11 protein-coding genes and 1 pseudogene are annotated in these 11185 nt (G+C 70.9%); 5 read left to right on the top strand and 7 right to left on the bottom strand.

Going from position 1 to position 11185, the window contains the following annotated elements:
- From ACFVDM_RS36025 to ACFVDM_RS36045, 5 genes and pseudogenes are all read right to left on the bottom strand, one after another.
- A pseudogene (locus ACFVDM_RS36025) lies at window positions 1-89 on the bottom strand (IS5/IS1182 family transposase); the annotation flags it as partial.
- Between the two features lie 417 nt (window positions 90-506).
- Window positions 507-947 carry a hypothetical protein gene (locus ACFVDM_RS36030; protein WP_383650805.1) on the bottom strand — a complete coding sequence of 147 codons (441 nt, stop codon included), beginning with the start codon at window positions 945-947 and terminating at the stop codon, window positions 507-509.
- Window positions 948-1123: 176 nt separating this feature from the next.
- Window positions 1124-1729, bottom strand: a complete 606-nt coding sequence (locus ACFVDM_RS36035) for a TlpA family protein disulfide reductase (RefSeq protein WP_383650807.1) — start codon at window positions 1727-1729, stop codon at window positions 1124-1126.
- Window positions 1730-2057: 328 nt separating this feature from the next.
- Complete coding sequence (locus ACFVDM_RS36040) at window positions 2058-4208, bottom strand: protein kinase (RefSeq protein ID WP_383650809.1); 2151 nt, start codon at window positions 4206-4208, stop codon at window positions 2058-2060.
- Between the two features lie 171 nt (window positions 4209-4379).
- Window positions 4380-5285 carry a LysR family transcriptional regulator gene (locus ACFVDM_RS36045; protein ID WP_383650811.1) on the bottom strand — a complete coding sequence of 302 codons (906 nt, stop codon included), beginning with the start codon at window positions 5283-5285 and terminating at the stop codon, window positions 4380-4382.
- Between the two features lie 181 nt (window positions 5286-5466).
- Between ACFVDM_RS36045 and ACFVDM_RS36050 the strand changes: the two genes are divergently transcribed.
- Complete coding sequence (locus tag ACFVDM_RS36050; RefSeq protein WP_383650816.1) at window positions 5467-6141, top strand: alpha/beta fold hydrolase; 675 nt, start codon at window positions 5467-5469, stop codon at window positions 6139-6141.
- Window positions 6107-6424, top strand: coding sequence for a hypothetical protein (locus ACFVDM_RS36055; RefSeq protein ID WP_383650818.1), 318 nt, complete (start codon window positions 6107-6109; stop codon window positions 6422-6424). The genes ACFVDM_RS36050 and ACFVDM_RS36055 overlap by 35 nt, the downstream gene beginning before the upstream one ends.
- A gap of 50 nt (window positions 6425-6474) precedes the next feature.
- Here the strand turns inward: ACFVDM_RS36055 and ACFVDM_RS36060 are convergent, their stop codons facing one another.
- Complete coding sequence (locus ACFVDM_RS36060; RefSeq protein ID WP_383650821.1) at window positions 6475-7389, bottom strand: DUF5937 family protein; 915 nt, start codon at window positions 7387-7389, stop codon at window positions 6475-6477.
- Window positions 7390-7503: 114 nt separating this feature from the next.
- Here ACFVDM_RS36060 and ACFVDM_RS36065 point away from each other — a divergent pair, with 114 nt between their 5' ends.
- From ACFVDM_RS36065 to pyrB, 3 genes are all read left to right on the top strand, one after another.
- On the top strand, window positions 7504-7974 hold the full coding sequence (locus ACFVDM_RS36065; protein WP_383650824.1) for a cupin domain-containing protein: 471 nt from the start codon (window positions 7504-7506) through the stop codon (window positions 7972-7974).
- Between the two features lie 86 nt (window positions 7975-8060).
- Complete coding sequence (locus tag ACFVDM_RS36070; RefSeq protein WP_383650827.1) at window positions 8061-8735, top strand: SDR family NAD(P)-dependent oxidoreductase; 675 nt, start codon at window positions 8061-8063, stop codon at window positions 8733-8735.
- Window positions 8736-8858: 123 nt separating this feature from the next.
- Window positions 8859-9935 carry an aspartate carbamoyltransferase gene (gene pyrB, locus ACFVDM_RS36075; RefSeq protein ID WP_383650829.1) on the top strand — a complete coding sequence of 359 codons (1077 nt, stop codon included), beginning with the start codon at window positions 8859-8861 and terminating at the stop codon, window positions 9933-9935.
- 27 nt (window positions 9936-9962) lie between these two features.
- On the opposite strand, the gene ACFVDM_RS36080 is transcribed toward pyrB, so the two are convergent.
- Window positions 9963-11150: a cytochrome P450 gene (locus tag ACFVDM_RS36080; protein WP_383650833.1), complete on the bottom strand. Its 1188-nt coding sequence runs from the start codon at window positions 11148-11150 to the stop codon at window positions 9963-9965.
- Window positions 11151-11185 lie beyond the last annotated feature (35 nt).

An 11185-nucleotide genomic window follows, 5' to 3' on the forward strand; every position in this document is an offset into this window, starting at 1 on the left:
ACCACCTTCACCAACTTCTCGAACCGGCCCATACGCAACCCGGTGAACGTCTCCACCCACAACGGCTCAGCCCGCAACACCCCACCCATACAAGATGAATGCCCTAACCCAGACGTTCTGCAACAACCTTTAGTAGCAACCGACAGAGGGGCCCGGCACCAGGTGCCAGGCCCCTCCGTCATGGCGCGACGCGGCCGGGCTCCGCCTCACCCGGTCCGGCCGAATTCCCAGTATGCGTACCGGACCACAGGTCGACGGACTACCCGTGCGACGCCTTCGGCCAGCAGGTCCGGCGCTCGCGAGGGATCAGCAGAGGACCCGGCACACAGGTACCGGGCCCTCTCCGATTTGCCTCGCAACGGGCGACCCGCCCTCCCCTGCGGCCGCGATGCAGGCTCGAACCTCAGGAAATCGGTCCGTCGGTCCGACGCACCTGCCGGGGCGGCTCTCGCCGCACCGAAGGGGTTTGCCGGGTCACCCTTCGCTCAAGCCGTGCTCCGCTCCGACTAGCAGAATGCAGCCTGCTTGCCTCCGCGCATGCTGCCAGAGTCCGCTCCCCAGCTCTGGCTGCCGATGGTGGCGTAGGCGAAGACCCGGATGCACTTGTTCCCGGCGTACACGGTGGCGGGGCCCGCGTACTCCCCGTAGTTACCGGTGTCCTGCGCGTAGGCGCCCGAACCGGAGTCGGGCGTGCAGTAGTCCGACGGGCTGGTCTCAGTACAGCGCTGAACGGACACGGTCATCGAGTGCTTCGTGCCGTAACTCGTCAGCAGGACGGCGCAGTTCTTCTGGGTCGAGCTGTTCCAGTAGACCTCGACCTTGTGGTAGGTGCCCATCTGCTGGTAGTCGACCAGGGTTCCGCTGCACACGGACGAGCCGGCGACCATGGCCGAGGCCGACGCGGGAGCCGCCGGCGTCAGGACGAGCAGACCGGCAGCGACGGCCATGGTCGTCAGGATTGCACGCATCTTCTTCATGTCCCCCCCAGGGGTGAGTGATGAGTCGCCACAGACCTTAGGGGGAGAAACCAGGAACATGTCATGGCCACGCAACGCTTGTGATTCTTCGCACGACTTCAGGGCTAATAACTAGCCATAAATACCGGGTAATTGCGTCAGCGGAATCACTTTTCGGCCGTCACTGGCTCAATCATGGAGCGAAGCCTTTCCTCGTCAAGCGCCTGAAGTGTCCGGGCGGCAATGCGGCCTTCACGGTCCAGTACAACTGTCGAGGGGATGCCGTTGGGGGCCAGGGTCCCCTTGGGGAACCCCTTGAGGATCAGCGTGCCGCGCGGGTCGTACAGGCTTGGGTACGGCACCCCGAAGTTTTCCTCGAAAGCCTCTGCGGGCTGCTTATTGAAGTCCCGGGTATTGATCCCGACGAACTCCACGCCTCTCGCCTTGAGGTCTTTCGAAACCTTGACGAAGTGCGGTGCCTCCGCCCGGCACGGCGGGCACCAGGAGCCCCAGACGTTCAGTACGACAACCTTGCCCTTGAGGCTGGCGACATCAAACTGCGTGCCGTCCAGAGTCTTCCCGGCCAACTTCCCGGCCATCACCCGATCGTCCTTGGCGACGGTGGAAATTCCGGTCTCACTGCTGGTCACGAAGTTCGTGCCAGATCCATTGGACTTGGTGGAATCTCCGGAACTGCAGGCCGATATGACGAGTGCGGCAGACAGCGTTCCAGCGGTGAACAGGGCACGACGAAAGGCGCGGCTGAGGCTCATATCGAAGAGTCTCGCATGTACGGTCCCGGGCCACTGGGGTGGCGTACGTCAGAGGCCCTCTGCCGTTGGGAGTGTGCCAACTCCAGGTACGGAAGACCCGTTTCATGCCTGTCGCACCCTCTCACGTCTCACGAAATCTCACACAGCCGGGGGAAGCCGGCCGCCCGATGCGTCCGCGGCTCGGCTCGTGGAGCACCGCCGGTGCCCTCATCGATGGACGATGGGCATCTCGGGGTGCACGGGTGGCCTTGACGCGGCATGCTCTGCCGTCCGCGCTCGCGCCTGGACCGCCGTGACCTGGAACCGGTGACGATCGGTGGCGGAGCGGCTACCCGGACGCGCCCGCACGGCCCGGTGGTTCGAACGCGGCCAGGGTGCGTTTGCCGACGGCCGCGAAGACGACGCCGTCGGCCCGGACCGTCAGGTGCGACCCGCCGCCGGACGGTCGGGGCTCCGATGTCCGGACGGGTTCGGACCGCCACAGCTCCCGCCCGCCGGCGCCATCCAGACAGACAAGCGTGCGGTTCGCCCTGAGCACGTAGATGCGGCCCTTGGCGTCGATGTACGGATCGGCGTCCGACCCGGCGATCGGCAGCTGCCATCGCACCGTGCCGTCGTCAAGGCCGGTGGCGACCAGGCGACCCTTCACCCGGTCTCGCACCACCTTCCACGTGGGGCCGAAGACGATGGTCCCGGGTTCTTCGCCCGCGGTCTGCGGCGGATCGATCTCGTGGCTCGCCCGGCGGGTACCGGAGGTGTCGAAACGCGTGTACTCCGTCATGCGGGTCATCTCGCTGTTCCAGACCTCGATGCCGAGGGAGTCCTTGTCGGACTGGTGCGCCCAGGACACATCGGGGGACGGCAGGTCGCGGCTCCAGCGCACCTCGCCCGTACGCGGATCGATTCGCTCCACCACCGCCCGGAGGCGTTTCGCGCCGCGGCCGGGGCTAAGGGTGACGACGGCTCCCGCCACCATTCTCGGGTAGGCGGGCGCGCTGCTCGACGTGGTCCGGTCCCATGTCTCGGCACCCGTCTCGACGTTCCTGCCGCTGATGCCGAAGGCGCTTCCCACCACGAGGTCGGAACCGCTCAGTACCGCCGACCTACCCATGGGAGCCTTGACGTTCCACCGGTCGCTTCCGGTGGTCAGATCCACGGCGCGCAGCACCTGCCGTTCCCACGCACCGGTGCCGATGAGGTTGTTCCCCTCGGCAACGATCACCAGGGACCGCTTGGGCGAGACGGTGAGCATGACGCTGTTGTCCCGCGTACGCGGGGTTCCCCACCGTCTTCTTCCCGTGCGGGCGTCGTAGGCGGTGACCGCCTCCTTCTGCGACTCGCAGAGCACCAGGTCATCGGTGGCGGTGCAGTGGCCGACGTCCGACGGCAGTTTCGTCGTCCAGCGCGCCGCGGCCGCAGGCACCGTCGACGAGGGGGCGGCGTCGGCCGCGCCTTGTCCCTTGTCCCCACGACCGGTCCACGGCTGCTGCCAGGCGACGAGGCCGAGAGCCAGGGAGACCAGGAGTGCCCCGGCCCCCAGGGCCACCCGCCGCCGTGGGCGGCGGCCGGGCACGGCATGGTGCTGCCCGGTCTGGTCCTCCTCCTTCCGTTCCCGTTCCGGCACCGGGGGCGCGTCCTCGGCGGATGCGGTCGCCGGTGGCCGGATTGCGCTCTCCCGAAGCAGTTCCAGGATCTCCGTGGGGGTCGGCCGGGCGGCGGGGTCCTTGGCCAGGCACCGGCCGATCAGCGCGTGCAGAGGGCCCGTACCGGCGAGGGGCGCGGGCTCGCCGTGCACGACGTGCCAGGCGATCGCGTAGGGGTTGTCGCCCTCGAACGGAGCCGCGCCGGTGAGCGCGTACGTGAGCACCCCGCCCAGCGCGAAGACATCGGCGGTCGGCCCCGCACCGGCCCCCGAGACGAACTGTTCCGGGGCCATGAACGCCGGCGTGCCCACCAGGGCGTCGGTCCGGGTCAGGCGGTCGGTGCCGTTGACACGCGCGATGCCGAAATCGATGACGCGTGGACCGTCGTCGGTCAGCAGGATGTTGCCGGGTTTGAGGTCGCGATGGACCAGCCCCACCCGGTGGATGTCCCGCAGGGCCTCGGCCAGTTCGTACGCGAGGACGCGCACCTCGTGCTCCGGCAACGGACCGCGGTCCCTCACCCGGTCGGCGAGCGAGGGCCCCGGTACGAACAGCGTGGCCATCCAGAGCAGCGGGCCGTCGGTGGAGGCGTCGATCACCGAGGCCGTGTACGCCCCGCTGACCCGCCGGGCCGCCTCCACCTCGCGGGCGAATCGCGCCCGGAAGCGCGGATCGGCGGCGTACTCCTCGCGGATCACCTTCATCGCGACGCGCCGGCCGGTGGGGGAGGCTGCCACGAAGACGCGGCCCATGCCTCCCGACCCCAGGAGCCGCTCGACCACGTAGGGGCCGACCGTCGCCCCCGGCCCCAACCGCTCCCCGTACGCATCCATCATTCCGGCCCCGCTCTCACCGGCCGACGACGATACCGATCCGGGACGCCCGTCGTCAGAGCGTTCTCGGCCTTAGGACGTGTTGTGAAGAGTGGTTCTCGCTCCGAGAAACGGGGCCAAGGTCGCGGTCGTGCGCGGCCACCGCCGAGCTGCGGCGCCGCCTGTGGCATGTGGTCAGGCGTTGTCCGGGGCGGCGGTGACGGCGAGGGTGTGGAGCAGGCCGACGAACGCCAGGACGGACGGGGCCGGCTTCGCGGTGGCCACAGCACGCCGTAGTCGACGGTCGGCCCGTCCCGGAACGGCACGAAGGCAACCCCGGGCAGGTCGTGGTGGCGGGCGGCGTGCACGGCCACGATCGAGGCACCGAGCCCGGCCGCGACGAGGGCGGGAATCTCCTGCCAGAAGGTGTAGCAGGGGCTGCGGGGGATGGGGCGGCCCATCGGGGTGCGTGGGGGCACGTGGACGTCCAGCAGAGCCTTCGGGGATCTTCCCTTTGGGTACGACCAGCGGCACATCCGCCAGATCCTCCAGCGACAGGCTGTCGCGACCCGCCAGAGGGTGGCCGTCCGCGACAAGGAGCGCCCGGCGCTCGCGGAACAGCACCGGTCCGGTGGTGATTCCGGGCTCCTGCACGGGAAGCTCGCTGCCCTGCGCCTCCGGTTCGCCTCGGCACAGCGGGCCGATCGGCTCGTCGAACTGGATCTCCTGGACCCGCACGGAGCTTTCGCGGTGGCGGCTGCGGAAGCTCTCGGCGGCGCGGAGGACCAGGTCTGCGCACCACGGCGTGGAGTAGCCGACGCGGAGCGTGCCGGTGATCCCCCGTGCCTCCGCGGCGGCCCGGTCGACGGCCTGCTGGATCTGCAGGTGGGCGGGGAGCAGATCGTCGCGGAGCCGCTCCCCGAGCGGGGTGAGGCGGACCGTGCGTGAGGTGCGCGCGAACAGCCGGGCGCCGATGCGCCGTTCCTGCTTCTTGATGGCGTGGCTGACCCGGGAGGAAGTGATGTGCAGCCGCTCGGCGGTGCGCCCGAAGTGCAGTTCCTCGGCCGGCGTCAGGAAGATCTCGATGTCCCGCAGTTCCATGATCCCTCCCGGCCATGAACCTTGCGGTCATCGCTGTACTGACACAACACGCATGGATGACCTGTTGGGCGACGCAGCCTTGCCGACATCGCCGTTGTACACCGGTGAGCACCGGATCAGGCTGCTACCAGGCGCGTCGAACGGGCGACGAACCGAACAGGGTTCAAGGGAGCACACGACCATGCCCATCACCCTGTCCGAGCAGGGCAGGACCGCCTTGCGGACCGCGGCGTACGGCGCCGTCCCACCGCCCTCGACGCCGCCTGACAGATCCCCTGAAGTCACCCAAAACAGCACACTCAACCGAGAGTTGCCCATGCCGAAACGCAGCGCTTCCCCAACCGAATCGCAGTGGACCGGGATGGTGCCGGTCGACGACACGGCCCTGGCCGTCACCGACACCGGCGGCCCCGGTGTCCCCGTGGTCCATCTCAACGGCCAGTTCGCGACCCAGGGGTACTGGCGGCACGTCATCGCCGAACTCGGCACGGGATGGCGGCACATCACCTACGACGAGCGGGCCCGCGGCAGGAGATCGAAGCAGTCGGCGGACTATTCCTTCGAGGCCGCTGTCCATGATCTCGATGCCGTTCTCGCGGCCCGGGGTGTGACCCGGGTGCTGGTGGTGGGCTGGTCCTACGGAGCATTCGTCGGGGCACACTGGGCCGGCCGCAATCCCGACCGCACCCTGGGCGCGGTCCTGGTGGACGGCGCGCAACCTCACGACTGGCTCGACGGCCATGGAGCAGCGGATTCGCAGGGTGTTCCGGCGAATGAACTGGTTCATGCCCCTGCTGCGCCCGACGGGGCTGATCCCGCGGATGACCGCCGCACAGATGGCGGACTGCAACATTGAACTCGGCCGGCTCGCCCGCGCGGGCGAACTGGGCCCCGTGCTGGACAACATCGCCGTCCCCGTGCGGTACGTGCTTGCTTCGGGAACGTCTCTCGGCAGCAAGGGGGATGAGCAGGAACGCATGCGCGCAAGCCTCGACCAGGTATTCGAGCGCAAGCCGAACATTCAGCTCAGCGCGAAGGTCCCCAGCAACCACGGTGCGATTCCGAAGAAGGATGCCCCGGCCGTCGCCAAGGCCGTACGCGAAGGTGCGGCCGTCCTCGGCCGGGAGGATTCGTCGTGAAGACGACGAGCGGGTTCGCATCCCGCCACCCCGGCAGCCGTACGACCAGGTCAGAGGCGTGGGGCGGCCGCGTCCAGGAGGGCGTGGCCGGCCGGGGTGAGCTCGTGGGTGACGGTGCGGCCGGTCCGGCTGCTGTCGATCAGGCCGGCGTCCCGCAGGATCGTCAGGTGCTCGCTCGCCGTCGGAAGGGTGACGCCCACCAGCCCGGCCACCGCGGTCGTCCGCAGCGGCGTGGTGAGCGCGGCGAGGATCCGTGAGCGCGTCGCGCCCAGGAGGCGGTCGAGCGACCTCGGCGTGACCGGCGTCGACCACAGGTAGCGTCCGGACGCCGGGTAGTAGATCGCCGGGGTCCAGTGGTCCGAGGTGGTGCACTGGACCCGGTCGGTGATGAACAGGGACGGCACGAGGACGAGGCCGTGGGGGCAGTCCACGTCGATGTCGACGGCCTTCGCGACGTCGACGGTGTCGCCTCCGTACCCGGCGGACGGGTGGAGGCGTGGGAGGATCGCGCGCAGACCTTCGCGGTTGACCTGCAGGGCCCGGTCCAGCATCTCGGCCCGCAGCGCCTGCCGCATGGACGGCCACTCCGGTTCCACCACGGCCTCCCACAGGCGGCGCAGAGCGTCGGCGGCCTCGGACCTGACCCGGTCCGGGTCGTCGAGCAGCCGGCGGGCCACGTCCGCCCCGCGCCCCGCCGCGGCGTCGGCCAGCTCCGCGGATGCCCGGTCAAGGGGTGCGGCAAGGAGGTCCCGCATGCCTTCCTCGAACGTCGGCTCGCTGGACCTCGGTGACGGATCGAGGAAGTCGGGCCGATACGCGCCGTCGGCCATGAAAACGGTGAGTGCCCTCAAGTCCAGTCGCGCAATCAGGTGTTGGCGGCGGCGCAGCCACGGGTGGAACACGGGATGGCGCTGGGGTTCGGTCAACAGCCGGGCGAGGCTGCCCACTTCATGGATCGGCGACATCGCCCACCGTACGCTCGCGGCACCGGCGCCCAATCGGTAGCGGATCACCGCACCATTGTGAGGCCACCGCCGAAGTGAGCGCGAACGGAACGGGCGGGCTCCGAGACTCTGCTCATGACTGACACGGACCCGGTCGCCCGGCCCTCCACGCGACCCGACCATCCTCGGACCCGAACGATCCCGCTCGGCGCCCACGGTTCCCGCATCGAAGTCGTCGCCTCCTCGGCGGAGACCGGCGGGACGCTGAGCCTCTACCGTTGGCGCCTGGCGCCCGCAAGCCGGGGCCCCGGCCCGCACTTCCACACGACCTTCGCCGAGACCTTCGTCGTCGAGGAGGGCGAGGTCGACTTCTTCGACGGACGGGACTGGCGCACCCTGCGGCCCGGCGACACCGCACACGCCGCGGCGGGCGGCGTCCACGCGCTGCGCAAGGAGCGCGCCGAGCCCGCCACCGTGCTCATGCTCCTCACGCCGGGCGTCCCGCGCGAGGAGTACTTCGCGCGGCTCGCCACGATCGACGAGCGAGACCTGACCCGGCTTCACGAAGCCCACGACAACCATTTCGTCGAGGCGCCCGAGAGCTGAGGGTGCCGCCACCGCTTCCGGCGACGGACGCGCCGTCACGCCGGACCCCACTGTTCCCACAAGGATTTCCCGCCTCAGGAGGCACTGTGCCCAGCATCGCCATCGTCGGAGCCGGCCCCGGTATGGGCCTGGCCATCGCCCGCGCCTTCGGATCCCGTGGCTTCGATGTCGCCCTCGTCGCCCGCAACCGCGCAACGCTCGACGCCTTGGTCGGCCGGCTCGGCGCCGAAGGCATCACCGCTGCCGCGTTCCCCGCGGACGTGCTCGACCATGCCGCGCTCACCCGGGCGCTCCAGGACGCCGCCACGCGTTTCGGAGGCATCGACGTCCTGGAGTACTCCCCCGCTGTGAGCATCGCATCCACGACTCCCACCGTCCCTTCCGCAACCGATCCGTCCGATGTGCGGTGGGCGATGGACTTCCTGCTCTACGGGGCCATCGCGGCCACCCGGGCCGTACTGCCCGCGATGCGCGCGGCCGGCGCGGGCACCCTGCTCTACACCAACGGGGCAGGCTCGCTCGACCCTCTTCCGATGCTCGGCAACATCAACGCCGCCCAGTCCGCGCTGCGCAACTGGGCGATCGGCCTGCACAAGGAACTGGCCGGTACCGGGGTGCAGGCCGCCCATGTCGCCATCGGCGTATGGATCGGCGCCGGCGCCCCGCCCGGGACCCCGTCGGCCTCGGCCGACGAAGTCGCGCCGCTCTACTGGGACTTGTACACGCAGCGCGACGACCACGAGAGGGTCTTCACCCTCTGAGACGGCCCCGGCCTCTACGACCCGGGCACGGGGCGGGCCCGCCGGGCGACGGCGCGGAGCGGTGGGGAGCGGTGGGGAACTACCCTCACGTGACCTGTCCCGTGGTACACCCGGAGTACTGACATGCCCCTGCTCGGCCGGCACATCCTGTCCAGTGAACAGTTCGAACGCGGAGATCTCGACCAGCTCTTCGCCCTCGCGGACCGGCTCCGGCCCGCCGCCCGCGGCCTGGCCTCCTGCCGTGTCCTCGAAGGCGCGGTTCTGGCCAGTCTGTTCTTCGAGCCGAGCACCAGAACCCGGCTCAGCTTCGAATCGGCGTTCGCGAAGCTCGGCGGCTCCGTGATCAGCACCTCGTCCGGCGATGCCACCTCGGTGTCGAAGGGCGAGTCGCTGGCCGACACCAGCCGTGTCGTCAGCGGGTACAGCGATGTGCTGGTGGTGCGCCACCCCGCGGAGCCGGCGCTGCGCGAGTTCGCCGGAGCCACGCGGGTCCCGGTGATCAACGGGGGCAACGGGGCCGGTGAGCATCCGACCCAGGCGCTGCTCGACCTCTACACGCTGGAGCGGGAGTGCGCCCGGCTGGGCACGCCCCTGGACGGGCGGCGGATCGCGCTGGTCGGCGATCTCCGGCACGGCCGGACCGTGCACTCGCTGGTGCGGCTGTTGTCGTTGTACCGGGACCTCACGCTGGTGTGCGTGTCGCCCGCCGCCCTGCGGATGCCCGCGGACCTGCTCGCGCTGTGCGCGGCGCGCGGCCACCGGGTGGAGGAGACGGACCGGCCCGACACCGGGCTCAGGAACGCCGACGTCGTGTACGCCACCCGGCTGCAGCGGGAGCGGCTCGGCGGCGAGAGCCCGGAGTACGGCGAGGAGTTCCGTATCACCGGGGCGCTGGTGGACGCCTGCTGCCACGAGGGGACCGTTCTGATGCACCCGCTGCCCCGCGACACCCGCCCGGGGGCGATCGACCTCGATCCGGACCTGGACGCCGACCCCCGGCTCGCGGTCTTCCGCCAGACGGACGGGGGCGTCGCCGTGCGCATGGCGCTGTTCGCCTCGGTTCTCGGCGTGGCGGAGGAGGCCGTGGCGGCGCTGCGCCCGGCCGGCTGGTACCGGCCCGAGCAGATCGGCGTCCAGGACGCCCCGTTCCACCGCGTCCGCGACCTCGACGGCGCCGGCCCGGAGGCGGCGGTGCGCTGAGGGGGAACGTCGCCGGGCGCCCGGGACCTACCAGTCCACGTCCAGCCGCAGCGGGCTGCGCGAGGTCGCGCCGAGCCGCCAGGAGACCGGTTCCGCGGGGTCCGCCAGGCGCAGACCGGGGAAGCGGGCCGCCAGGCGGTGCAGGGCGAGCTGGAGTTCGCAGCGGGCGAGCCAGGCGCCGAGGCAGTAGTGGGGGCCCGCGCCGAAGGAGAGGGTGGGGGCCTCCAGGGGGGCGAAGAGGTCGTGGAGGGTGGCGGGCGGGAAGACGGCCGGGTCGCGGTTGGCCCGGCCGCAGTCGGCGAGGACGGTCGCGCCGGCCGGGATCGTCACCCCGCCGACCTCGACGTCCGTGGCCGTGTGCCGGGCGCTGCCCCGGTCGTCGCCCAGCGGGACGAGGTGGAGGATCCGGTCCGCGACACGTCCGGCGGCCTCCTCGTCGGCGCCCAGGCGCGGCCAGCTCGCGGGGCGTTCGCCCAGGAGGTAGAGCAGCGCGTTGCCGAGCATGGTCGAGGTGCTGTCGTGGCCGCCGACGGCCAGCCCGCACACCAGGGTGACGAGATGGGCATCCGGTACGCCGCCCTCCCGGTCCGCCGCCGCGACCAGCCCGCTGACCAGGTCTTCGCCGGGGGTCCGCCGCCGTTCGGCGACGAGGTCGGCGCCGAACGCGCGGAACTCCTCCAGGGCGGACGCCACCTGTTCGCGGTCGTGGGTGCCGTCGGAGAAGGCGTGCTCGCTCCAGTACCGCATCCGGTCCCAGACCGGCTCGTCGAGCCCCATCAGCCGGCTGATCACGGCCACCGGCAGCGGGAGAGTGAACGCCCCGACCGCGTCCGCGGGCCTCGGCAGGGTCTCCAGCCGGCCGAGGAGGTCGTCCACCATCTCCGCGATCCACGGCCGCCAGCGGGCGACGGACCGCGGGGTGAACGCCCGGCGCAGGGTGCGGCGCAGCCGCAGATGGGCGGCGCCGTCCTGGTTGAACATGAGGTCGGGGCTGCTCACGAGGTCCGGGACGTCGGAGAGGGGCGGGGCCTCGGGGGTGAAGAGCCGGGCCCGGCCGAACCTCGGGTCGGAGAGCACCTGCCGGACGTCGGCGTAGCGGCTGACCAGCCAGACGGGGGCGCCGTCGGGAGGTTCGGCGAGGCGGGGCGGGCCCGGTGCGTCGAAGTGCAGGCGGTGCAGGGGCACCGGGGCGGGGGGCGCGGACTCGGCGGTCAACGTACCTCCTGGCGTGGGCGGTCGGGGCGGTCGGG

The sequence above is a fragment of the Streptomyces sp. NPDC057682 genome (assembly GCF_042799575.1).
GTDB lineage: Bacteria > Actinomycetota > Actinomycetes > Streptomycetales > Streptomycetaceae > Streptomyces.

What these genes read in the sequence shown, in the direction of transcription:
- ACFVDM_RS36035 (WP_383650807.1), bottom strand. Translation starts at nt 1,729, where the DNA reads ATGAGCCTCAGCCGCGCCTTTCGTCGTGCCCTGTTCACCGCTGGAACG.
- ACFVDM_RS36030 (WP_383650805.1), bottom strand. Translation starts at nt 947, where the DNA reads ATGGCCGTCGCTGCCGGTCTGCTCGTCCTGACGCCGGCGGCTCCCGCG.
- ACFVDM_RS36050 (WP_383650816.1), top strand. Translation starts at nt 5,467, where the DNA reads ATGCCCATCACCCTGTCCGAGCAGGGCAGGACCGCCTTGCGGACCGCG.
- ACFVDM_RS36045 (WP_383650811.1), bottom strand. Translation starts at nt 5,285, where the DNA reads ATGGAACTGCGGGACATCGAGATCTTCCTGACGCCGGCCGAGGAACTG.
- ACFVDM_RS36055 (WP_383650818.1), top strand. Translation starts at nt 6,107, where the DNA reads ATGACCGCCGCACAGATGGCGGACTGCAACATTGAACTCGGCCGGCTC.
- ACFVDM_RS36065 (WP_383650824.1), top strand. Translation starts at nt 7,504, where the DNA reads ATGACTGACACGGACCCGGTCGCCCGGCCCTCCACGCGACCCGACCAT.
- ACFVDM_RS36060 (WP_383650821.1), bottom strand. Translation starts at nt 7,389, where the DNA reads ATGTCGCCGATCCATGAAGTGGGCAGCCTCGCCCGGCTGTTGACCGAA.
- pyrB (WP_383650829.1), top strand. Translation starts at nt 8,859, where the DNA reads ATGCCCCTGCTCGGCCGGCACATCCTGTCCAGTGAACAGTTCGAACGC.
- ACFVDM_RS36040 (WP_383650809.1), bottom strand. Translation starts at nt 4,208, where the DNA reads ATGATGGATGCGTACGGGGAGCGGTTGGGGCCGGGGGCGACGGTCGGC.